The organism is Fontivita pretiosa, from assembly GCF_050410795.1.
GTDB classification, from domain to species: Bacteria; Planctomycetota; Phycisphaerae; order Tepidisphaerales; family Tepidisphaeraceae; genus Fontivita; species Fontivita pretiosa.
Window position 1 is genome coordinate 4,996,506 of the sequence record NZ_CP191258.1, and the last position, 23,705, is coordinate 5,020,210.

Here is a 23,705-nt window from a genome sequence, read left to right on the forward strand (position 1 = left end):
ATTGACTGGCTTTCCCACCGAAGGCGATGCGTTCAGCGTGCAGGTGCAGTTTCCGCAGGTGCTGGTAAGGCACGAGCAGTCGGGAGCGTGCTGGGAGCTGACGATGGATCGGTCGCGGATGCAGAATCCTGGCTCGATTGCTCAAGCACACTGAGCAGCTCATCGGTGGTGTAGATGCCCGCCAGCTTGTACGGCTGAGCCTGCCCTGGGAGATAGATCGCGGTGAAGGGGATGGCGCCGACGGGATGCAGTGAGCGAAGCAGTTGCCAGCCCGGCGCGCCGCGATCAGTCAGATCGGCCTTGAGTGCGATCACGCGATACTGTTTGATCGCCTCCACGGTGCGCTGGTCGGTATAGACGGTGGCCTCGATTGCCTGGCAGTTACCGCACCAGTCGGCGGTGAATTTGATCAGGACGGGTTGTCGGGAATCCAGGGCCTGTTGCAGGGCATTGGGGGTGTATTTGACCCAGTTGACCGGGACGTAGGTGAGGCGGAGGGTGACGGCCAGTGCCGGAGCGACCAGCAGTGTCGCGATGGCGAAGGAGATGGCGATGGGCAGGGCGCGGGGCATGAGCTGGATGGTGCGGATGATCAGGAAAAGCCCCGCCGCCGCGATGACCGCGAACAGAACCCACCAGAACCCCTGCTGCCGAAGTGGCTCGGGCAGGAAGCGCCGGCCGAAGTAGACGGCACTGGCCAGAAGCAAAAAGGCCATCATCTGTTTGACGATCTCGGCCCAGGGACCGGAGCGCGGGATGCGTCGGGCAAGCTGTGGGAAGGCCGCCAGGATCAGATATGGCAGGGCCATCCCCAACCCGACGGTCATGACCAGAGCCGTGCCGATGACGGCGGGCTGGTTTGCCGCCCAGACCAGAAGCACCAGGAACATGCCGAAGGTACATGGCGTGGACAGCACCGCCGTGAGGATGCCAAACAGGAAATTGCCCAGGAAAGTTTCGTGGGAGGCCTCGATCATGTAGACCTTCCTGGGCAGAAGCACACTGAACAGCCCGAATGTGCCCATGGCCATGATCAGCAGCAGCATGACGATGAAGCCGGCGAAATAGGGGTTGCCGAACAATTCTCCCCAGGCAAAGACGCGCAGCACGACAACGAAGATCGCCAGCACGCCGAAGGTAGCGATGATCCCCATCGAGAAGACCGCCCCCAGCGCCAGCGACCGGGCGCGGTTCTGCTGTGCCGCCTGATAGAAGCCCATCGCCTTCAACGGCACGATCGGCAGCACGCAGGGCATGACGTTGAAGATCACGCCGACGACCAGCGCCCCGGCAAAGGCCAGCAGGTATGCATCGCTGCGCAGCTCCAGCCCGAAGAGTCTGCCCACCGGCTCGTGCGACCTTTGCGGCACAGACCTGACGAACGTGGTCGGATCAAACCCGCTGAAAAGTTCCGGCTGGTTGGCGTGCAGCGGCTGGCCGGGGGGCACGATCTCGGTCTGGATGGCGAAGGGCGCGTCCTCCGGCGGATAACACGCCTGATCGTCGCAGATCTGGTATGTGGCCTTGCCGCTGAGCATGAGTGTTCCCGGCGGCGCGTCCGACTTCACCTCGATCGGGATGTATGTGATCGTCCGGCCGTCGTAGACGCTGACCTTTCCAAGAGCCGGATACTCATGCACCTGCCCCGACGGATACACCGGAGAATAGACCTGGATGTGGTCATTGGGATCGAGCTTCACTTCAAAGGCGATGAGGTTTGGATCGAGCGGGGTATGGGACTGAGCATGAAACCCGGGGGCGACATCGAGCACCACAGCGATGACCGCCTGCTGCCCGGGCTGAAGCGCCGTGAAGTTCAGCGTCGCCCGGACTGTTGCGCGCGGCTGATCCACCGGCCAGGTCACTTGCGAAGGCTGCTGCGCCGCCAGGCAGAGGCTCAGAAGAATAAGGAGGACAAGTCCCGGTGGGCGGACGAATCTGGAGGGTCTCATTGCCACGAGTATAGGATAGTCACACTGGCCGAAAGTTGCGGCTGGATCAAAAACTGACGCGGCAGGCTGTCTTCGATTGATGGCTGGGGCCAGAATGTCTGTTGATCAGGTTGCCAGTCTGGTCCGGGACCATTAGGATTCTCCGATAGATTTAATCGGAGAGATAGCGCGTTGCGATTGTCCAAACGAACCGAGTACGGGCTGCGGGCAGTGGTGCAACTGGCGCGGCTCTGGCCGAGACATTTTGTTCAGTCGCGCGATCTGGCCAGGCAGGAAGGACTGCCCACCAAATTCCTGGAATCGATCCTGCTTGCGCTGCGTCGCGGGGGGTTTCTGGAGAGCAAGGTGGGCAGCGGAGGGGGGTATCGCCTCAGTCGCTCGCCACGCGATATTTCCGTCGGCGATCTGGTGCGCCGCCTGGAAGGACGATTGACGATCAAGGAATCCTCCCACTCAACGCACGCAACGGACCTGACGCCCGGCGAGGTGGCGGTCAGGATGCTCAACGAGCAGCTCACGCAGGCGACCGACGAAGTCCTGGACGCCATGACCCTGGAACAGCTCGTCGAGCACGTCAACCGCGTCAGCGGCGTGCAGCAGGCGATGTACTATATTTGACCCCACGCGCACGGAAGCGATCGCGATGTTCTATCGCTTGCTGGCCATTCTGAGCATCGACACTGTCGAGGAGTGGTTCCAGACCGGAGGGTATCTGATCCTCTTCGGGCTGCTGTTCCTTTGTGGCCTGGGGCTGCCGCTGCCGGAGGATATTCCGCTGCTGCTGGGTGGATACTTCGTGGCGCTGGGGAAGATGAACATCCTGGCGGTGGCGGTGCTGGGCTGGTGCGGGATCATTGGCGGAGATTGCGTGCTCTACTGGTTGAGCCGCCGCTATGGCATGAACGTCACGCGGCTGCCGCTGATCGGCGCGCACGTGACCGAGCAGCGGATCATGTGGGCTGAAAGGCAGTTCGAGCGCTACGGGGTCTGGGTGGTGGGAGTGTGCCGGCTGTTTGCAGGAGTGCGCGGGGCGATGGTCATTGCCGCCGGAGTCGTGCGCTTCAACTTCGTCAAGTTCATCATCGCCGACGGAATCGCCGCCATCATCAGCGGCGGACTGTTCGTGTATCTGGGCTGGCAGGCGGGGCGGTGGTTCGGCAGCGTCAGCCAGATGCGCGAAAGGATCAAGGATTACGAGCACCATGTCGCGCTGGGACTGCTGGCGGCGGTGGCGCTGGCTGTGCTGTACATCTGGTGGCGGAGGAAGCGGCACGTGACGCTGTCGGAGGTGGCAGTGGAAAAAGTGGAGCACGTCGTCGAGAAGGTTGCACACACGGCCCATGCTCATCACCCCGCCGGGCATGCATCCACATCAGCACCTGCGCCGCCACCGCGATCCGCGGAAAAGTAGCCTGCGCTGTCCTCTTTTGGCGTGTGCGGCGAACTGGCTCATGCATTGACCACAGCGTCCGCGGCGGCCTAACGTTGCCAAGGGAGTAACGTTTCGTCATCCGCATCAGACTCAAACTGCCACGAAGGAGGCAAATCGCATGGCACTGGAAGTCAAACCCCTGCCGTATCCCTCGGATGCTCTGGAACCGTACATCGACAAGCTGACGATGGAGATCCACCACGGCAAGCATTACGCGACTTATGTAGCCAACTACAACAAGGCCCTGGAGCAGGCGCCGCAGCTCGTGGGCAAGCCGCTGGAGCAGGTGCTGGCCAACAATCTGGCCCTCGTGCCCGATGCCATCAAGACGCCCGTGCGGAACAACGGCGGCGGCGTGTACAACCATGAGCTGTTCTGGGTCATCATGGGTCCCAAGAACGTCGCGACAGGCAAGCCCTCGGGAAAGATCGCCCAAATCATCGACAGCGTCTTCGGCTCGTTCGACAAGTTCAAGGAGCAGTTCAAGGCCGCGGCGCTGGGCAGGTTCGGATCCGGCTGGGCGTGGCTGGTGAAGCGTGGCGATCGGTACGAGATCACATCCACGCCCAACCAGGACGCGCCGATCATGGAAGGCGACTACCCGCTGCTGGGTCTGGACGTGTGGGAGCACGCGTATTACCTCAAATACCAGAACCGTCGCGCCGACTACGTCGATGCATGGTGGAACGTCGTGAACTGGAAGGCGGTGGAGGAGCGGCTTAACCGCGCACCGTGATGCGCGACCAGTGCCTGTGCATCCAACCAACCCATTGTGCGCGGCGCCGCTCGCCAGCGGCGCCGCGCGGCGTTGGCGGGAGCAGCGCGCCATCAGCACATGAGCAAGTCTAAATCCACCACCAAAACCGCCAAAGCGGCGGCGGAGACTTTGCAGGTCGGACAGGCCGCGCCGAAATTCAGGCTCGCCTCCAGCACCGGACAACCGATCGCCCTGAATGACCTGCTGGGCCAAAAGATGGTCGTGATTTACTTCTACCCGCGCGCTGACACTCCCGGTTGCACCACCGAGGCCTGCGGTTTTCGGGATGCGATCAGTGAATACGAGAAGGCGGGAGTGGCAGTGGTCGGCATCAGTCCGGATTCCGTCCAGGATGTAACCAGATTCGCCGAGAAGTACAGGCTGAATTTCCCGCTGCTTGCCGACCCGGAGCACAAAGTGGCCGAACAATATGGCGTGTGGCGCCAGAAGAACATGTATGGGCGCACGTACTGGGGCGTGGCGCGGACCACGTTCGTGGTTGACCGCAACGGCAAGATCGTTCAGGTGTTCCAGAACGTCAAGCCTGCTGGCCACGAGCAGGAAGTGTTGGACTGGATTCGATCACACAAGTGAAGCTTCAATCGCCGTTTACATCGGAACGGACCACCGCGTCGATTTTTCGCTGTCCCATAACCTTGAACCTTGCCGATGTATCGGTTAGATGCAACGCTTGAGCTCCGCTTCAAGGGCTGAATGGCCGGCGGAGCCGTCGAGCAGCCGCAATGCAAACGGACTGCGCTCCACAACTCAGCGATGGAGATTTGAGAAGGAGTTCGTCAAGATGGCAAGGAAATCCAACACTCCGAACACGACCACGAGCCGTTCGTCCAGCCGTTCGAGCACCGCACCGGCGGTGACGCAGCGCACGACCAGCACCCCCGTTCGCAACAGCGCGATCCCCAAGGTGGAGCCGGCCGCACCCAAGGTCGTTACCTACGAGATGATCGCCAGGCGTGCCTACGAGATCTCGCAGTCGCCCGAGCGCGGCAGTGACTTCGACAACTGGATCCGGGCCGAGCGCGAACTGAAGGGGTTGTAACCAGCGGAAGCACGACCAATCGTCATACGTCCGTTGCGGAAACGCCGGAGCACACGGACCCTGCGACTGGCGTTGTGTTCGCTGATTGCCCGGTAGCGACATCCGGCGGCGGATTTGGTCTGCGCTGATCGCGGGGAAAGATCCGGCAGGCACACGTTCCACCCAGCAGCCAGCGCCTACAATCGGGTGATATGGATGATGTGATATCATCCGGACAACTCGATGCAGTGCCGCTGTTTCCGTTGCCGAATGTCGTGCTGTTTCCGCGCGCCGTGCTTCCGCTGCACATCTTCGAGGAACGCTATAAGGCGATGACCGCTGATGCCCTCGAAGGGGATCGGCAGGTCGCCATGGCGTTGCTGCGCCCCGGGTGGGAGAAAGACTACTATGGCAAGCCGGCGATCGAGCCAGTGGTTTGTGTGGGGACGATTCTGAGCTGCGAAAGGCTGCCGGACGGCAAGTACAACTTTCTGCTCCAGGGACACACGCGGGCGAGGATCGTCCGCGAGCACGGCAAACGCCCGTACCGCGTGGCCCAGCTCCAGCCGCTGCCGATCAGCGATGTGCTGGAGATCGACCTGACCAACCATCGCCTGCGGCTGGTCGAGCTGTTCACTGCCGACGTCTTTGCCCAGACCGCGCTGGCGCCGCAGTTCCGTCAACTTTTGAACGGCCCAACCAAAACCGCGGACATCGCCGACCTGCTGGCGTTCAGCTATTTCGAGGACGTGGCCCTGAAACAGTCCCTGCTGGCCGAGGGCGATGTGTTGCATCGAGTTGAGCGGACCATCGCCCACCTGGAGTCGCTGCGCCCCTGGGTCCGCAGTGTCAGGCCGGCAAGACGCAGTTCCGGGCGTCCCCCGAGCAGCAACTGAATGTCCGCAGTCCGGGACGTTGGGTAGCGGGCTGGGCCGGCGCGATAACGGCGGCACGCGCATCTCCCCTCGATCCTCCGTCAATAGCGGTTGCCCGCCGCCACCTTTGCGTTGCGGGCAGCTTTCCGACAGAATGCCACGCCGAACCACACGCTCCAGCGGTCTGGACCATGGCGGCTCGCCATCGCGAACCGCGCACGCTCATGTGGTATTTTGCTTACGGATCCAATCTCAATGCCCGGGCTGTTGCCGAATGGTGCCGACACCACGGGTATCGCCCGCCACAATTGAAGGGTGGTCGCCCGGCCGTGCTGGACAACTATCGCCTGTGCTTCCCCATCTACAGCGAATACTGGGGCGGAGGAATTGCCGACATCGTCTACGACCCGGGCAAGTATGTCGCAGGCGTCTTGTTCGATCTGTCGGAAGCGGACTTGAAGGTGCTCGACGCCAAGGTCGGACGAAAACTCGAGGGCGATCGTGAAGTCGGCGTCTACAAGCTCATCGAGGTGAAGGTGGCGCCCCTGGGCAAGGGCGAGCCGATCAGGGCCGTCACCTACCAGGGCGTGAACATCGAGAAGTATCACATCCCTCCGACCCAGCACTACATGGATCTGGTGATTCAGGGCGCATACGCCCACGGGTTGTCGATGATGTGGATTGCATATCTTCAGAGCTTCAGCGTTCAGCAGGGCCGTAAGCCCCGTCCGCCGGGGTATGGAGACTCCCCGTCAAAGATGTAGCCGGCATCGGCAGAGGCCCGGCCCGCCGCGCTGTTGAAACCCCACGTGCAAACGTTACAACACGGGCATGTCAACGGCGGCTGCTCCCCGATCGCGCGCGGTGTATTCGTTTGTGGCCGGATGCGCCGTTGGGCTGTTCGTTGCGACCGTGGGCTTTGCGCTGGTGCTGCGCAATGCCGCCGGAAGCGGTGCGGCCACCTCGATGGCTCGTACCCTCACCCTCGCGCATTCGCTGGATCCTTCCCACCCGGTTCACCAGGCCATGGAGTACATGGCCAGGCGCGTCGAGGAGCTATCCAACGGCCGGCTGCGGATCACGATCTATCACAGTGGCCAGCTCGGCGCCGAGACCGATTGTCTGGAGCAGCTCCAGGCCGGCTCGCTGGATATCACCAAGGTCTCGACGTCGCCGCTGGAGAGTTTCGTGCCGGAGATGGCGGTGTTCTCCATGCCGTACGTGTTTCGCGATGGCGAGCACTTCTGGCGGGTGCTGCAAAGCCCGCTGGGCCAGCGTCTGCTCCAGGCCGGACAGAACGCCAACGTGCACGGGCTGTGCTACTACGACGCCGGGGCGCGCAGCTACTACACGGTGGACAGGCCGGTGCTTTCGCCGGCCGATCTGCGCGGCATGAAGATTCGCGTGCAGAAGAGCAAGACGGCCATGGACATGGTCCAGGCGATGGGAGGTTTGCCCACGCCAATCGCCTGGGGCGAGCTCTACAGTGCCCTTCAGCAGCGGATGGTGGACGGCGCGGAGAACAATCCACCCAGCCTGTACACCAGCCGTCATTACGAAGTCGCCCGGCACTACGCCCTGGATGAGCACACGCGAACTCCGGACATCGTGCTGATCGCGCAAAGCACCTGGAAGTCGCTGGACCCCGCGCAGCAACGCATCCTCCAGCAGGCCGCCGACGAGTCCAGCAGGTTTCAGCGCGAACTGTGGAAGCAGAAGACCGCCGAGTCGATCCAGGCCATGGAAAAGCTTGGCGTGAAGATTTATCAGGTGGACAAGCAGCCGTTCATGCAGGCCGTGGAGCCAATGCTGCGCGGCTATGACGGCACGCCGATGGGCAGGCTGATCGAGGAAATTCGCGCCATCCCGTGACGGTGAATCAGCGAATTCGAGGTCAAGATCCCGGTCTTCGAATCGCAAATCGAAAATTCGGAATCGAGAGTCGACATGTCCGTTCGCCCGACAAGCTTCAGACTGATCGAAGCGCCAACTCGACTGCTGGAGTGGCTGTGCACGGCGTTGATGTTCGTGCTGATTCTGGACGTGTTGTGGGGCGTGGTCTCGCGGTTCATCTCGCCGATTGTCGGGATTCCTCCCAGCCGCTGGACCGATGAAGTCGCCACATTTCTGCTGATCTGGGTGGCCATGCTGGGAGCGGCGCTGGCGCACCGCCAAGCCGCGCACCTGGGCGTGAACTGGCTGGTTGAACGCCTTGATCCCCACGTCGGGCGGGCGGTCGGGCGCTTCGCCCACGTGATGATCATCCTTTTCGCGGCGATCGTGATGGTCTACGGCGGGATCGTGCTCGTGCGCGACCGCTTCAACTCCGGGCAGGTCCTGCCAGCGCTGGGATGGTCCAAGGCCTGGGTTTATCTTGCGGTTCCGGTGGCGGGGCTGTTCATCGTGGGGTACAGCCTGCGCGAGCTGATCTGGCCGGGGCCGACCGCGCCCGCGACGCCCGGCGCGTCCCAGCAACAACCCACGCCCACCACCCCCACCAGTGGAGACATCATCTGAGGCACTGATGAATCGGATTGACGGCTGACCCGGCTTATGGATCCCCAGGCACTGATTCTCATTCTTGCCTTCAGCATGCTGCTGGTTCTGGGCATGCCGGTCGCCTTTGCCTTGGGGATCTCGGCATTTCTGGCAATCCTGTCGATCGGCACGGTGCCGGCGGCGCTTCAGACTTCGCGGGTGATGGCCAGCGGAATCGACAGCTTCCCGCTGCTGGCGATTCCATTCTTTGTGGTGGCTGGAGAACTGATGGGCGTGGGGGGCATGGCGCGGCGGCTGCTGTCGCTGGCCGACGCGCTGCTCGGGCGCGCGCGTGGTGGGCTGGCATACGTCAACACCGTTGCCTGTATGCTTTTTGGCGCCATCTCCGGTTCCGCCGCCGCCGCTGTTTCTTCCATCGGCGGGATCATGATTCCCCAGATGGCGCGAAGCGGGTATCGCAGGGATTTCGCCGTCGCCGTCACCGCCACCAGCGCCACCACCGGGTTGATCATCCCCCCCAGCAACATCATGATCGTCTATGCGGTGGTGGCGCAGAATGTGTCGATCGCAGCGATCTTCCTGGCGGGCGTGGTACCGGGCGTGCTGATGGGCATTCTGCTGATGATCACATCCGCGCTGGTGCTGCTGGGCAGCACGTCCGCCAAGGCCCAACACGCCATCGCGGCTTCCGCCAACAACCCCGGCGCCAACCCCCGCGAGCTATCGCTGATTGGCCAGGCGCTCAGCGCCGTACCTTCGCTGTTGCTGATCTTCATCGTGCTCGGCGGAATTCTGGGCGGGGTGTTTTCAGCGACGGAGGCCGCCGCCATCGCCGTCGCCTACGCCTGGGTCCTCGGCACCTTGTTTTATCGCGAGCTTTCGTTGCGGCAGATTCCCGCCTTGCTGCTTCGCAGCGCCAAGACCACGGGCGTGGTGTTCCTGCTCATCGCCGCCAGTCAGGCAATGGCCTGGGTGCTCACCCGACAGCAAATCCCGCAATACGTGGCCGAGGTGCTGCTTTCGCTGAGCAAAAGCCCCATCGTGCTGCTGTTGATCATCAACGCCACGCTGCTGATCGTCGGCACGTTCATGGACATGACCCCGGCGGTGCTGATTTTCACGCCGATCTTCCTGCCCGTGGCCACGCAACTGGGCCTGGACCCCACACACTTCGGGATCATCATGATCATGAACCTGTGCATCGGGCTGTGTACCCCGCCAGTGGGCACATGCCTGTTCATCGGCTGCGGAGTCGGGCAGACGAGCATCGAGGCGGCGTCGAGGGCGATGCTGCCGTACTGGGCCGCGATGGCCGTGGCGCTGATGATCGTGACCTACGTTCCGTGGCTATCGCTGGCGCTGCCGCGGGCGGCGGGATGGCTGCCCTGATCCGCGACGGACGGACGCCGCGCCCCGGCAACTACGCAGCATCGCATGCAAGCCGTGTCTTGGAACCGATGCAATTTTCATTGCAGTGCATTGCCCAACGGTGCGCGGATGTGCGGTGACGGCGGACGCATCGAAGCGGCTTTCGACGGGTTTGGGAACAGCCTTGCAGACGACTCGCGGCACCGCCCCGCTCCGCTGGCAGCCCCGGGCGCAATCGACGGCGGCGAGTCGGCTGCCGTAAGGTTACAACCTGTTCTGATATGGGGATTTAGTGCATTTCGCGAGTTATGTGGTATGATTTGTCTGGATTGCGTGGGTGCTGGCGTCTCAGACGCTCGCGGCGGCGGCGCGATATGCCGGGCGCCATGGCGTTCGGTTCGACCTGTTACAAAAGTCCAATTTTTGCAGACAAAGTTCATATTGCCACTGGAAAATCAGGTGGTAGGTTATGACCTGAGCCGGTGAAAGTTGCGCCGCCGTCGATGGGACGGATCGCATCGACGGCGAGGAACAGGACAAGTCTAACCGGCCGGAGGATCATATCGTGAGCAGACCCGTCCGAATCGCTTTTGCCCCAGGATGCCGGGGCCGCGAGTTGCTGGCGTTTACGCTGGTCGAGCTGCTCGTGGTCATCGGCATCATCGCGGTTTTGGTCGGCATTCTGCTGCCGGCGCTGAACCGCGCCCGCACCCAGGCCGCCATCGTCAACTGCGCCAGCAACCTTCGGCAGATCGCCCTGGGCATCCTCAACTACGCCAGTGCCAACCGCGACCTGCTGCCATCCTGGTACACCCCGGCCGGGCGGAACTTTCAGCCAGAAGACTGTTACAAGGTCAAGAGCGGCAGCACCGAAACCGGACTGGCACTGCTGTATCGCCAGAAGTACATTCCCGATCCCCGCGTTTTTTACTGCCCGGTTTTCCCTCATCAAACCAAATTCGATTACGACGCGTTCCCCAAGCCCTGGCTGGATGGGACGCAGTGGCCAAGCAGCAACGACGATCCGGGCACCTGGCGAACGTCGTATCTTTACAACCCGCACGTGGACAATTTCGGCGCGGGATTCACCTTCCAGAAAGAACCGGCCTACCTGAAGCTCAGGGAAGTGCCCCGCGTCAAGACGCTGGCCATGGACATCGCCTTCCAGCGCGCGTACATCTCGCATCGGGCTCGCGTGCCGACGTGGAACCTGGCGTTCAAGGATGGTCACGTGGCCACGGTGCCCAGCCAGTTCCTGTATGAAACGATGTCGCGTGGCAATGCGCAGAAGGTTCAGCCTTACGACAAGACGGAATCCTGGGAGCTGTTTGATACCTATCGCGATATCCTGGAAACCGAAGCCGAGGGCAAGAACCCGCGTACAAGCTGGCCGGTATACGGGCCTCGGGCGCCTGGTTCGACTGCGACCCAGAATCGTGTGCCGCACGTGCCGCCTCGCCCGCCACGCTGAACTGACGGGCGCGTCCGCAGCTTAATGGGTCCGACATCAGGGCAGATCAAGAAGCAGACTCGAAAAACACATTTCCCGGAGGTTGACATGTCGTCGAGGAGGAAAATGCAGCACGGGGGACGTTCGTCGGATCGTCAATCCAGAGCCATCCGCAGCGTTGCCAGAGGCTCGGCCCTGGCGCTTGCGGTGGCGGCGATGGCCCCGATGTATCTGCCGGGCCAGGCACAGGCAGCCACCTTCACCTGGGACAACAACGGCAATGTGGCGCCCGATCCGCAGGACGGCGCCGGAACATGGGACACCACCCTGCTGAACTGGTGGGATGGCTTGACTCATTCGGCCTGGAACAACGCCAATTTCGATACGGCGGTGTTCGGCGCCGGTGGCAGCGGGGGGCTGGTCAGCCTCACCACCGGCATCACCGCCGGGGGCATCATCTTCAATTCCGGCGGCTACACGCTGGACGGCAACACGATCACGCTGGGCGGCACAGCGCCCACCATCGCCGTCAACAACGCATCCACCGGCACGATCAACAGCATTCTGGCCGGAACCGGGCCGGTGCAGTTCAGCATCTCCGCCGGCTCGACGCTGAACCTCAACGCGGCCAGCAGCTTTACGGGCGGGGGCACGCTCAGCGGCGGCGGAACCATCGACCTGCGCGCCGCCGGCACACTGGGGGGCGGTACTTTCACGCTGGCCGGCGGAACCGTCACGTTCAACAACGGGCGAACTATCTCCACACCGTTTCATGTCCTGGCCGGCACGACCAGCACGATCTGGTACGGAGGCACAGGCAACACCGGCAACGGCACGCTCAACGGCGCCATGAGCGGCAGCGGCACGCTCATCCTCAGTTCCGCCGCCGACGTGGTCGGATCGAAAACCTGGAGTTTCGGCGGGGATCAATCCGCCTTTGCCGGAACCCTCAGCACCGGCACGCTCGGACACATTCGCATCGTGAGCAACACCGGCACCAGTCCGCTGGCGGTCTACGACCTGCAAAACGTGGGGTCGATGAGTTCGCGGCAGGCCACCGTGACGCACCGGGTTGGGGCGATCATCGGCGGGCCCAATACCCTGCTGCGCGGATCGATCAACAGCAACGGCACGGTTACATGGGAAGTCGGCGGCGCCGGCGCGCTGATCAGCAATCCCGTGTTTGATGGCGTGATTCAGGACGGCAACTCCAGCGCCCGAATCACCGCGATCAGCAAGGTGGGCAGCGGCGTGACCTGGACGCTGGGCGGAGTCAACACCTACAGCGGAATCACCACGATCAACGAGGGAACACTGGCGCTGAAAGCATCGGCGTCGCTGGCAAACTCGCCCGCCATCGCCGTCGGCAACGGCACGGCGGGGCTGAACGCCTCCTTCGACGTCTCGGCCGCCGGATACACACCCCCGGCCGCCCAGACCATCACCGGAAACGCCGGCACCATCTACGGCACGGTGACGTTGACCGGCTCCTCAGGCGTGGTCAACCCCGGCACGGCTGATTCGCGCGGCGTCGGCACAACAGGCACTCTCACCTTCGCCAACACTCTCTCGATTAACGGCGGCACGATCGGCTTCAGCCTGCTGGATCCCAGCGCCACGGGGCATGATCAGATCACGGTCAACACACTGGATTTGGCCGGAACCGCGAACCTGGTGGTCGCGCCGATCAGTCCGGGCATGAGCAGCGGCGTCTACGACCTGATCAGCTACTCGACGCTGACAGGAGGCGGGCTGGGCAATCTGAACCTGGTGAAGGCCGCTCGCTTCCAGGGCGGTCTGGATACCTCCACACCGGGTCTGATCAAGCTCAACGTGATCAGCGCCGGCTCGGCGTCGCTGCGATGGGCCGGCACAGGCAGCGGCTCGGTCAACTGGGATGCCAACAACACCGTCGCCTGGATCAACACCGCCACCAACCAGCCTGACGTGTTCTTCAACACCGACGCGGTGAGCTTCGAGGATACCCCCGGCGTCACAGGCAGCGTGAACATCACCATGCCGGTGCAGCCGGCGTCGATCAATGTCACCACCGGATCCAATGTTCCCACCTACAGCTTCGCCGGCGCCGGGGCCATCAGCGGCGCCACCGGACTGGTCAAGGACGGCAGCGGCACCCTGATCATCAGCACCGCCAACAGCTACACCGGCGGCACAACGGTCAATCAGGGGACGCTGGTGCTGGCCAACAGCACCGCCGCCGGTACAGGCTCGATCCTGCTCAACAGCAGCGGCGCGGCGGTGATGATGAGCGGCAGCGGGATCACCATCGGCAACACGATCAACATCGCCTCCGACGACGTGGTGATCGGCGGCAACGGGACGATCAACGCGGCGGTGAACACGCTGGCGTCGAACATCCGGGTGTCGCTGCCGACCACCGGCACGACGCTGAGTCTGCGGGAGACGTCGGTCTTCACCAACCTCAGTGCCGGGCCGATCCGGCTGACCGTCACCGACTCCAGTACCGGCAGCATTCGTTTCACCAACACCAACACCAGCTTCGGCGCAATTGACTGGGATCTTGGCAACAGCTCGGCGACGATGTTCAATCGCGACGGGCCGCGGGCGATCCCGCTGGGCTCGCTGGCGGGCGGACCGAACACCGCGCTGCGCGGTTCCAGCAACGCCGCGGGCGTGACGACGTTCACCATCGGCGGCGGGTCACAGCCCAGCACCGTCTTCGCAGGCTCGATCCTCGACGGCACCGCCGCCAGCAGCGGCGGCACGCTGGCGCTGGTCAAGTCGGCCGGGACCCTCACGCTCAGTGGAAACAACACCTACAGCGGCACTACGCAGGTGCAGTCTGGCGGGGCGCTGTTTGTCAATGGCACGCACGTCGGCGGCGGGGCGTATACCGTCAGCGGCACGCTGGGCGGATCCGGATACATCACCGCCGGCGTGACGGCTTCGGCCGGGAGCACCCTGGCCCCGGGCGCGTCGGTGGGTATCCTGACTGTCGGCACGCTGGCGATCGATTCCACAACCCTCAACTTCGAGTTCGACTCCAGCGGCGGCGATGGGATCGTCATCAGCAACGACACGTTCACCGTCGCCGGCAGCAACACGATCAACATCTCGGATCTGGGCGGAGCCATGGCCGGGACGTATCCGCTGATCGACTACGGCGGGGCGCCACTGGCGAATCTGGGCGCGTTTTCATTGAACGGTTCGGTTGGCGCTTTCGCCGCCAGCCTGATCAACAACACCGCCGGCACGTCGATTGATCTGTCGCTGGTCGGAGGAGCCGGCCCGATTCATGCGATGTGGGCGGTGGATGCCGATGGCGCCTGGGGCGTGAATGGCAACTGGTCGCCCGCCGCCCCCGACGGGCAGGACTATCAGGCTTACTTCGGCTCGATCGCTTCCGCGCCGCGCAATGTGACCGTGGATTCGCCACGGACCGTTGCCCGGATGCATTTCAACAGCGGCGCCGGGTACACGATCGGCGGGAGCACGATCTCGCTGTCGGCCAGCTCGGGCAACGCGGTCCTGAACGTGCTTCGCGGCGGCCATACGATCGCCGCGCCTTTGTCGCTGGCCAGTGCGGCCACGGCGCAGGTCACTCCGCCGGATGCGGTGCTGACGGTCTCCGGCAACATCAGCGGCAGCAACGGCATCACCAAGACCGGGCTGGGCAAGCTGGTGCTGGCGGGGACGAATACCTACAGCGGGGTCACGACGATCAGCAGCGGGACACTGGAGATCGGTGGGGGCACGACATCCGGATCGGTCGCGTCGGCGATCGTGAACAATGCCAACCTGTCGTTCAATCGATCCGACGCGCACACGGTTTCGTCGGCGATCTCGGGCAGCGGCCGCGTGTATCACAACGGTAGCGGAACGACCACGCTCGCTGGCGTGTTGAGCTACACTGGCGGCACGGTGGTGAACGCGGGCGTGCTGGCGGCGCCCAAGTTCAGCGCCGCCAACGGCACCTTGACGATCAACAACGGCACCGCGCAGGCGACGTTGAAGCCCACGCCCAACAGCCCCTCCGGCACGTCGCGGCTGTCGGCGCTGAGCATCAGCGCCACCGGCCGGCTGGACCTGACCAACAACAGCCTGATCTTGAACAACGGGAGCCTGGCAACGGCGACGGCGCAGGTCAAAACCGCGCTGGAAAACGGCGGGAACTTCGACTGGGGCGGGCCGGGCATCGGCTCATCCGAGGCCGCCGCTCGAAACACCGCCGCCGGCAGCTTCCTGTACGGGCTGGGCGTGATCAAGAACGATCTGGCCCAGGTCGGCGGCAGCGGGCCGATCTACACCGACTTTGCCGGCGAGAGCGGGCTGAGCACCGCCGAGGTGCTGGTGAAGTTCACGTACTTCGGCGACGCCGACCTCAGTGGCTCGATCGATGCCACCGACTACTCGCTGATCGACAACGGGTACGTCAACACGTTGAGCGGCTGGATCAACGGCGACTTTGACTACAGCGGCGTGATCGACGCGACGGACTATGCCCTGATCGACAACGCGTACGTCAACCAGGCCGGTCCTCTGGCCGAGGCGCTGATCGCACAGCACTCGCAGCAGTTTGGCGGGGAGTATGTGGCAGCGTTGCGGGCGGTGCAGGCGGGCGTGGTTCCGGAGCCTGCGACGATGGGCCTGTTGCTCGGCGCGGCCTGGTCGCTTCAGCGGCCACGCCGACACCGTCGCGACTGATGCGATCGTTCGTCTGCCACATGACAGGTTGACTTCCTCCGCGGTCATCGGCCGCTCCGTACGGGGCGGCCGGTGACGTTCTGTGGCGTGGCGATCGCGGCGATCGGCGTCCGCAGCGGGCGTGCATCAGGCGGAGTTGTCGCCTATGATCCGCGGCACATGCCGGACCCCTATCGCCAGATCATCGACCGCCTGGCGGCAAGCCGCCGGGTGCTGCTCACCACCCACGTGCGTCCGGACGGCGACGCGATCGGCACGACCGCGGCGCTGGCGCTGGCGATGCGCAAGGTGGGCGTGGAGTCGGAGGTGTTGCTGCTGAGCCACCTGCCGACCAAGTACGCGTTTGTGTACAGCGAGAATCAGATCATCTATCACGATGTCGAAAAGGGCTGGCCGGAACGATTCGGCTTCGAGCGGTTTGATGTGCTGCTGGTGGCGGACACGGGAACCTGGTCGCAGCTTCCCGGGCTGCGGCAGCGCGTCGAGCCGCTGTCGATGCCCAAGATCGTGATCGATCATCATCTGACGCAGGAGGACTGGGCGGAGTTGAAGCTGGTGATACCGGAAGCGGCGGCGGCGGGGGAGATCGCCGCGGAGCTGATCGAGCTTTGGCCGATTCCGATTGACCAGGCTATCGCGACGGCCCTTTTTGTGGCCATCGCCTCCGACACTGGCTGGTTTCAGTTTGCCAACACGCGACCGTTCACGCACCGGCTGGCGGCCACGCTGATCGAAAAGGGGGTGGATACGGATCGCATCTACCAACTGCTGTATCAGAACGAGCGGGTCGAGCGGGTGGCGCTGCAGACGCGGGCGATGCAGTCGCTGGAGCTGCTGGCGGACGGTCGGCTGGCGGTCATGCGTCTGTCACGGCAGGATTTTGCCGACACGCGAGCGAGCGTTCCCGACACGGAGAATCTGGTCAACGTGCCGCTTCAGATCCGTACGGTTCAGGTGTCGGTGCTGGTGGTCGAGCCGCCCGAGCCCGGACCGGTGCGAGTCAGCTTGCGGAGCAAGGGGCAGATCGATGTGGCGAGGTTTGCCGAGGAGTTTGGCGGGGGCGGGCACGCGCGGGCGGCGGGGCTGAAGCTGCACACCAGCTTGCAGGAAGCGCGAGATCGCGTGGTCGAGGCGCTGCTGTCACGAATGACGTAGAGGCTGCTGCGACCGGGCGAGCTTTTCGGGCAGGGACAGGCGCTGCACAGGCATATAAACTACCGGCACAAGTGGAAGATGGAGGTGCGACATCGCAGCCAGAGCCACGCAAAACCAGATGATCGAAGTAGCCCAGACCCCGGAGCAACAGGATGCGCGCTTCGAGGCGGCCAGACGGTTCGCGATCGAGGCGGCGAGGCTGGCGGCCAACACGCGCTGCCACAACGTCGTCGTGCTGGATGTCAGCGGGCTGTCGCCGGTGTGCGACTTTTTTGTCATCGCCACCGGCACCAGCCCGCGGCAGATGCGCACGGTGGCCGACGATCTGGAAGAGCTGGCGCAGGCACAGGGCTATCCGCCGCTGAACGAGGCCGGCCGGGAAGGTTCGACCTGGATCCTGGTCGATTGCATCGATGTGGTGATCCACGTGTTCAGCGAGCAGGCGCGGCAGTACTACGACCTGGACAGCCTCTGGGGGGACGCCCGGCGCATTGAGTGGCAGGTGGAACCGCAGATGAACACGGATGAACGTCAGTGATCGCGGGTCAAAGCGATGTCGAACCGTAATGGCCGCCAATTGACGGCGGCGGGCGTGTCGGCTGGTTCTTCGGCGTGGCTGAAGCAGGCGCTGCATCGTGTGCGCCGGTGTGTTCCGCGGCGGCCAACTGGGAGAGAATCTCTGGCAGATGAGCATCCAGACCCCCACGGGACAGAGCGGTGATGCCCCTGGATTTGGCTAGGGCAAGCGTGGCGGTGTCCGTATGTGAGGCAAAGCCCAGCACGTGGCTGCGGGTTCGCGCTTTCCAGTCCGCGGCGGCGTCGAGGGATCCGGGCTGATTCAGATCGACCAGCATGGCCGTGGCAGGCGGCGCATCGGCGAGTTTGGCGGGGTCGCGGATCAGGTGAACGGACAGATTCAGCGCCCTGGCCGCCGCAGTGATCTTCGAGCCAAACACCAAGTCGCGGCAAAGCACGAGGATGGGGGCCGGGGAAGGATTCATGCAGGGGATTGAAGCGCGCAAGCATGCCGGGGGCAAGCGGTGGCGATTGCGGATTTGGGATCTCGGAGTGCGGATTTAGTGATCCAATCGGCGACGGATCGGCCAAGGCGAAGCCCGGAAGCGGCGATGACCGGCGTGGGGGCCGATAATTTCATTTCTTTTGCCCCGGATTGCCGAAGAAACAGTGGCATGGATCTGGCAACGGTGATCGGATACCTGCTGGCGTGGGGAGCGTTGACGTACGGGGCATACCATGCTTCGCACGGCGCGGTGGGATCGTATATCAAGCCGGGTGAGGCGATTCTGGTGGGGGGCATGGCGTTGGGGGCGGCGTTCGCATCGATGCCGCTGCACGCGGCCATGGGGGCGCTGGGCGCGGTCAAGAAGTGTCTGTTTTCCAAAGAGACTCACATCGAGCATCTGATCAAGCAGATCGTCAGCTACGCGGAGACGGCCCGTCGCGACGGGGTACTGGCCCTGGAATCGGTAGCCCGGGAGGCGCCGGACCCGTTTCTTCGCCGCGGTCTGCAACTGACCATCGACGGCACCGATCCGGAAGTGATCGAGCGGATCATGAGGATCGAGATTGAAGCCATGGGCGAGCGGCACAAACACGGACGGCACTTCTGGCATTCGGTGGCGAAATTCGGCCCGGGCTGCGGGCTGATCGCCTGTTTGTGCGGTCAGGTGGCCATGTTCCGCAACCTTAACGGCGATGCCGGAACGATCGGCGCCGCGCTGGCTGTGGCGCTGGTCGGAACGCTCTACGGGGCGCTGATCCAGAACATCATGGCTGGTCCGCTGGCGGAAAAACTGGCGGTCAAGAGCAAGGAGGAGATGTTCATCAAGGAAATCATCCTCCAGGGCGTGCTGAGCATCCAGGCGGGGAACAATCCCCGCGTGGTTGAGATGCAGTTGCTCAGCTTCCTCAGCGCCAAGCAGCAGGAAGCGCTGCCTAAAGCGGCGTAGGAAGAGCCAGGAGGATGAGGGATCGACGATGATTCAGTCGGCGGCATTCATCCTTCACCCATCATCGTTCATCGTTTGATTCGATGGCCCAAGGCTGCAAAAAGTGCGATCCGATGGAGCTGTGTGAAGAATGCCCCGAGTGGATCTTCACACTGGCGGATCTGATCATGTGCATGATGGGGCTGTTCATCATCCTGTGGGTGATGAAGCCCGGCACACAGGCGGCCCAGCAGCCGGGGGACAGCGCGGAACTGACACGGGTGATAGCGGCAATCCGGGAGGCGTTCGGGTACGTGCCGGATCCCAACAGCACCGATCCGGTAGACGTGCAGATGCTGCTGATGAAGCTGGAGCGGATGAAGATGAACGGCCCGGGGGAGAAGGGCAAGAGCCGAGTTGAGGCCAAAGGGGCTGAAGGGACCGATCCGGAAGTCACCAGCATTCGGATGGGCCGTCAGTCGGTGGTTGGCGGGCGGGTGATGTTTGAGCGCGGGGAGTCGAAGCTGACGCGTGAGGCGATGCGGGCTTTGGACGAGATCGCACTTCAGATCCGCGGACACCGGAACATCGTGATGATCAAGGGGCACAGCTCACTGGACGACCTGCCGGACGGAGCCAGCGAAGAACAGAAGATGGATCTATCGCTGCGTCGCGCGCAGGCGGTGTCGGATTATCTCACCAGCAAGGGGGTTTCGCCGGATATCCTGCGGGTGCAGGGGTGCTCGACATTCGAGCCGGTGCTTCAGCGAGCCTACACGCCGGAGCTTCAGCGCGCAAACCGCCGCGTGGAGGTGGAGGCAACCGCCACGCTTGTCGAAGAGCTTCAGGATCGCGGTAAGTCGCAAACCAACAGATAATTACACTTCTTTTCGCCGGGGACACATGCGCCTTGCTCGACGCAGCGTTCATCGCGCCATTGTCGCGCGGTGCGCACATTGATAGCGTCCAAGATGGACGGGTAATGGCGGGCCGACTCGTGCTTGGGTGCGGCGAGCAGCGACATTTTGTCGCTACAGATGGGACATCGTGTCATATTTTCTACCGTATCTGCTTGCAGCGTGGGTATATGCGCAAGGTGCGCAAGATTTTTTTCGCGCAGTTTTTCACGAATTTCCTGAAGGGTTGAGCATGCCGGGAAGCGGTGTCCGGAGCAGGCGGTCGGCTGAGGTACGAATTTTGCATACCTAAGATCGACAGACGTGAATAAGACTTTGGAATGAGACGCTGAAAACAAAGGGCGAGGTAGATCATGAAGCGGAATGCACGACGTCCAGTGGCCGGCGAGGGGCGGGCCGGCGGGTCCGGCGTCTCTTGCCGCGGTGCCGCGACGGCAGACGCCGCTGACGCCAAAACACAGGGGCTGTCGGCAACGGTGGGCAGCCAGGCGGGTGATTCGCTCGCGACCGTTGTCGCCATTCCGTCTTCAGCCACTTGGGCCCGTTATATCGACAGCCGATTGAGGCAATTCAGCCTTCGATAATCCAGGGCTGCTTGCCCGGTTGCTGTCCACACCGAACCGGGTATCTCGGCGCCGGTACCAAGTCAGGCGCCGCCCGTAGTGATGCTCAGGCCCGTATTCCGGGCCGACCAGTTTGACATCCCAGGCAAGGATTCTCAGCGAGCCGGTCCCAGGGCTCGGGAAGGAACATGGTGCGCGCATGAAGCAACAGGAAGGAACCACAATGCTGAACACAACGACCGGCAGCACGACCACAGAACTGATTCCCGCTCATTCGCAAGGCCAGGCTTCAACCCAACCAACATCGCAATGCGACACCCCGGATCCGGCCGTGGCGCAGTTGCCCTTCACCCAGTTTGTGTGGGGCTCGGGGCTGGAGTGCTCGTTTCTCCCGCACATCAAGGTCGATCAATTCGAGTGGACGCAGCACAACCGTTTCTGGCGGGAAGACCTGCGCCGTGCCGTCGACGAGGTGGGCCTGAGGTATCTGCGCTATGCGTTTCCATGGCACCTGATCGAGGCGCAGCGCGGACAGTTCGACTGGAGCATGCCCGATGAACGCCTGGCGGAGATGCAGAAGCTGGGCATCACGCCGTTCATTGACATCATGCACTTCGGCACGCCGCTGTGGCTGAAGCAAGCCGTGGGCGACCCGGAATTTCCCGAAGCTCTGGAGCGGTTCAGCGAAGCGATCGTGACGCGCTATCGCGACTGCGTGAAGACGTGGTGTCCGTTTAACGAGCCGCTGGTCAGCGCGCTGTTCAGCGGAGATTTTGGCTTCTGGCCGCCGCACCAGCGCAAGTGGCGGGGGTACATGCCGGTGCTGAGCCGGATTGTGCAGGCGGTGAACCGCTCGATCCGCGCCATCCGCCGCGCTCAGCCGGAGGCGACAGTGCTGCTGTGTGACGCGGCAGAGGCCTATCAGAGCCGGCATGGGGAACTGGCTGGCGAAGTGGCGCGCAGGAACCTGCGTCGGTTCCTGGTGATGGACCTTCTGCTGGGGCGGGTGGACGAGCATCATGCGGCCTACTCGTGGCTGAACAGCTACGGGATGAGCGAGCTGGATCTGGAGTGGTTCCGGCAGAACCCGCAATCGCCGGATGTGCTGGGGCTGGACTATTACACGCACAGCGACTGGCAACTGGACATGACCGCCGACGGAAGCGTGAGGCAGCGTCGTGCGGATAAGCCGCTGGGGCTGTATGGCGTGGCCCAGGCCTATTGGCGGCGCTACGGCCTGCCGCTGATGCTGACGGAAACTTCGATCGAGGGGCAGCCGATCAACCGCGAAATCTGGCTGGAGACGAACATCGAGCAGATCCGCCGCCTGCGCGAAGAGGGCGTGCCGATGCTGGGGATGATCTGGTGGCCGCTGCTGGACCAGATCGACTGGGATGGCGCGCTGACACACCGGATCGGAAAGATCCATGAGGTGGGATTGTTCCATCTGGTCAGGCAGGCGGACGGGACACTCAAGCGTACGGCCACGCCACTGGCGCGGCTGTTCCGCGAGGCAGCCGAGTCCGCGGAGCAGCGCGTCGGCCGGCTCCAGACGATTGCCTATCCATCGCGCGAGGCCGAGGATGAGCAACTGCCGCCGATCGGGCAGTGGATCCAGCCGACGGTGCAGCCTGAATCGCGGCGTGAGGTTCAAACCGCTGGCGACGGCAACGGCAATGGCAACGGAAACGGAAACGGAGCAGTGAAAGTGATGGCGGGGCGCGGGAGGCTCGCCGACGCGGTGCCCGGCCTTGCCGCTGAGCGAAGCGTTGATGCCCAGATCACCGCTGAGCTTCGCACCGCCGATCAGAAGGACGTTGGTGCCTATGGCATCGTGGTCTTCAGCCATCTGCGCTGGGGATTCGTCTGGCAGCGCCCGCAACAGTTCCTCTCGCGATTCGCCAAAAAGCACCAGGTGCTGTTCATTGAGGAGCCATTTTTTGATCTGGCCGAGGGACGCGAGCCGCGGATCGACTACCACCGTGTGATGCCGAACGTGACGGTTGTCACGCCACACTGCTCGGGGTCGTGGAATCGCAATCCCAAGCTGCCGCAGAAACTGCGGGAGTGGACGCTTGAGGCGATTGCGCACATGAACAGCGACGGGCAGTTCGATCGCCCGGTGCTCTGGTACTACAACCCGATGGACGCGAGCTGGTCACTGGGGCACATCGAGCATCGCGGGATCGTCTACGACTGCATGGACGAGCTGTCCCAGTTCAGCGGAGCACCCCGGCAACTGGTGGACAACGAGCGGCGGCTGATGGAATACGCCGACATCGTGTTCACCGGCGGCTATGAGCTGTGGCTCAAGAAGCGGCAATACCACCCCAACGCGCACTTCTTCGGTTGCGGCGTGGAGTTCGATCATTTCGCCAAGGCGATGAGCGAAGACTCGGTGATCCCGCCGGACATCGACTTCATGGCCCGGCCGATCCTGGGGTGGTTCGGCGTGGTGGATGAGCGCGTGGACTACGCGCTGGTTGGCGAGGCGGCGCGGCTGCGGCCCGACTGGAGCTTCGCCATCGTCGGCCCGGTCGTGAAGATCGATCCGAACCTGCTGCCGCATTCGCCCAACCTGTTCTGGATGGGCGGCCGGGATTACCAGGTGCTGCCCAACTACTGCCGCGCGTTCGACATCTGCATCATGCCATTCGCAATGAACGCGGCCACGCAGTTCATCAACCCGACCAAGGCGCTGGAGTACATGGCGACCGGGCGACCGATCATCAGCACGCCGGTCAAGGATGTCGTGCGACAACACAAGGATACGGTCTCGATCGTGCGCACGGCGCATGAGTTCGTCGCCGAGGCCGAACGACTGCTGAAAAATCCCGATCCGGATCGGATTCAGCGCGGCATCGAGAAGGCCCGGCAGAGCAGTTGGGACAACACCGTCAAGCGCATGCAGGAACTGATCCGCGAGGCGATCACGCAGCCGGATCGTCGCAGCGCCCGCAAGATCGAGCCGCTTCTGGAAGCGGAACTGGAGTATCAGTACCAGTACACGCCCGGGTCGTGAAGAACGAACGAGCGGAAGAGTGAAGGACGAAGAGGCTGCAT

The 23,705-nt window shown here is 63.3% G+C and carries 19 protein-coding genes; 17 read left to right on the top strand and 2 right to left on the bottom strand.

The window, feature by feature from the left end; all coding sequences use genetic code 11:
• Positions 1 to 32: 32 nt before the first annotated feature.
• The gene (locus ACQS5P_RS20220; RefSeq protein ID WP_428938430.1) at positions 33 to 1,952 is read right to left on the bottom strand and encodes a protein-disulfide reductase DsbD family protein; all 1,920 of its coding nucleotides are present in this window, start codon (positions 1,950 to 1,952) and stop codon (positions 33 to 35) included.
• 171 nt (positions 1,953 to 2,123) lie between these two features.
• Between ACQS5P_RS20220 and ACQS5P_RS20225 the strand changes: the two genes are divergently transcribed.
• The 14 genes from ACQS5P_RS20225 to rsfS all read left to right on the top strand — a co-directional run bounded on the left by ACQS5P_RS20225 (position 2,124) and on the right by rsfS (position 17,751).
• Complete coding sequence (locus ACQS5P_RS20225; protein ID WP_428938431.1) at positions 2,124 to 2,570, top strand: RrF2 family transcriptional regulator; 447 nt, start codon at positions 2,124 to 2,126, stop codon at positions 2,568 to 2,570.
• Between the two features lie 25 nt (positions 2,571 to 2,595).
• Positions 2,596 to 3,363 (top strand): DedA family protein, encoded by a 768-nt coding sequence (locus tag ACQS5P_RS20230; protein ID WP_428938432.1) that lies wholly within the window; start codon positions 2,596 to 2,598, stop codon positions 3,361 to 3,363.
• A gap of 139 nt (positions 3,364 to 3,502) precedes the next feature.
• Positions 3,503 to 4,120 (top strand): superoxide dismutase, encoded by a 618-nt coding sequence (locus ACQS5P_RS20235; protein ID WP_428938433.1) that lies wholly within the window; start codon positions 3,503 to 3,505, stop codon positions 4,118 to 4,120.
• A gap of 99 nt (positions 4,121 to 4,219) precedes the next feature.
• Positions 4,220 to 4,735: a thioredoxin-dependent thiol peroxidase gene (gene bcp, locus ACQS5P_RS20240; protein ID WP_428938434.1), complete on the top strand. Its 516-nt coding sequence runs from the start codon at positions 4,220 to 4,222 to the stop codon at positions 4,733 to 4,735.
• A gap of 208 nt (positions 4,736 to 4,943) precedes the next feature.
• Positions 4,944 to 5,201 carry a DUF2934 domain-containing protein gene (locus tag ACQS5P_RS20245; RefSeq protein WP_428938435.1) on the top strand — a complete coding sequence of 86 codons (258 nt, stop codon included), beginning with the start codon at positions 4,944 to 4,946 and terminating at the stop codon, positions 5,199 to 5,201.
• A gap of 191 nt (positions 5,202 to 5,392) precedes the next feature.
• Complete coding sequence (locus tag ACQS5P_RS20250; protein WP_428938436.1) at positions 5,393 to 6,076, top strand: LON peptidase substrate-binding domain-containing protein; 684 nt, start codon at positions 5,393 to 5,395, stop codon at positions 6,074 to 6,076.
• Positions 6,077 to 6,246: 170 nt separating this feature from the next.
• Positions 6,247 to 6,819, top strand: coding sequence for a gamma-glutamylcyclotransferase family protein (locus tag ACQS5P_RS20255; RefSeq protein WP_428938437.1), 573 nt, complete (start codon positions 6,247 to 6,249; stop codon positions 6,817 to 6,819).
• Between the two features lie 67 nt (positions 6,820 to 6,886).
• On the top strand, positions 6,887 to 7,927 hold the full coding sequence (locus ACQS5P_RS20260) for a TRAP transporter substrate-binding protein (RefSeq protein ID WP_428938438.1): 1,041 nt from the start codon (positions 6,887 to 6,889) through the stop codon (positions 7,925 to 7,927).
• A 75-nt stretch (positions 7,928 to 8,002) separates the two neighbouring features.
• Positions 8,003 to 8,572, top strand: coding sequence for a TRAP transporter small permease (locus ACQS5P_RS20265; protein WP_428938439.1), 570 nt, complete (start codon positions 8,003 to 8,005; stop codon positions 8,570 to 8,572).
• 36 nt (positions 8,573 to 8,608) lie between these two features.
• The gene (locus tag ACQS5P_RS20270) at positions 8,609 to 9,943 is read left to right on the top strand and encodes a TRAP transporter large permease (RefSeq protein ID WP_428938440.1); all 1,335 of its coding nucleotides are present in this window, start codon (positions 8,609 to 8,611) and stop codon (positions 9,941 to 9,943) included.
• A gap of 544 nt (positions 9,944 to 10,487) precedes the next feature.
• On the top strand, positions 10,488 to 11,393 hold the full coding sequence (locus ACQS5P_RS20275; RefSeq protein WP_428938441.1) for a type II secretion system protein: 906 nt from the start codon (positions 10,488 to 10,490) through the stop codon (positions 11,391 to 11,393).
• An 87-nt stretch (positions 11,394 to 11,480) separates the two neighbouring features.
• Positions 11,481 to 16,058 carry a beta strand repeat-containing protein gene (locus ACQS5P_RS20280; RefSeq protein ID WP_428938442.1) on the top strand — a complete coding sequence of 1,526 codons (4,578 nt, stop codon included), beginning with the start codon at positions 11,481 to 11,483 and terminating at the stop codon, positions 16,056 to 16,058.
• Positions 16,059 to 16,217: 159 nt separating this feature from the next.
• A complete protein-coding gene (locus ACQS5P_RS20285) occupies positions 16,218 to 17,213 on the top strand; it encodes a DHH family phosphoesterase (protein WP_428938443.1) in 996 nt (331 codons plus the stop codon).
• A 118-nt stretch (positions 17,214 to 17,331) separates the two neighbouring features.
• A complete protein-coding gene (gene rsfS, locus ACQS5P_RS20290) occupies positions 17,332 to 17,751 on the top strand; it encodes a ribosome silencing factor (RefSeq protein ID WP_428938444.1) in 420 nt (139 codons plus the stop codon).
• A 7-nt stretch (positions 17,752 to 17,758) separates the two neighbouring features.
• On the opposite strand, the gene ACQS5P_RS20295 is transcribed toward rsfS, so the two are convergent.
• Positions 17,759 to 18,214, bottom strand: coding sequence for a hypothetical protein (locus tag ACQS5P_RS20295; protein ID WP_428938445.1), 456 nt, complete (start codon positions 18,212 to 18,214; stop codon positions 17,759 to 17,761).
• 189 nt (positions 18,215 to 18,403) lie between these two features.
• Between ACQS5P_RS20295 and ACQS5P_RS20300 the strand changes: the two genes are divergently transcribed.
• The 3 genes from ACQS5P_RS20300 to ACQS5P_RS20310 all read left to right on the top strand — a co-directional run bounded on the left by ACQS5P_RS20300 (position 18,404) and on the right by ACQS5P_RS20310 (position 23,664).
• Entirely contained in the window at positions 18,404 to 19,183 is a 780-nt protein-coding gene (locus ACQS5P_RS20300; RefSeq protein ID WP_428938446.1) for a motility protein A, read from the top strand.
• A gap of 83 nt (positions 19,184 to 19,266) precedes the next feature.
• Positions 19,267 to 20,040 carry an OmpA family protein gene (locus tag ACQS5P_RS20305; RefSeq protein ID WP_428938447.1) on the top strand — a complete coding sequence of 258 codons (774 nt, stop codon included), beginning with the start codon at positions 19,267 to 19,269 and terminating at the stop codon, positions 20,038 to 20,040.
• Between the two features lie 825 nt (positions 20,041 to 20,865).
• On the top strand, positions 20,866 to 23,664 hold the full coding sequence (locus tag ACQS5P_RS20310) for a family 1 glycosylhydrolase (RefSeq protein ID WP_428938448.1): 2,799 nt from the start codon (positions 20,866 to 20,868) through the stop codon (positions 23,662 to 23,664).
• The last annotated feature ends 41 nt before the right edge of the window (positions 23,665 to 23,705 follow it).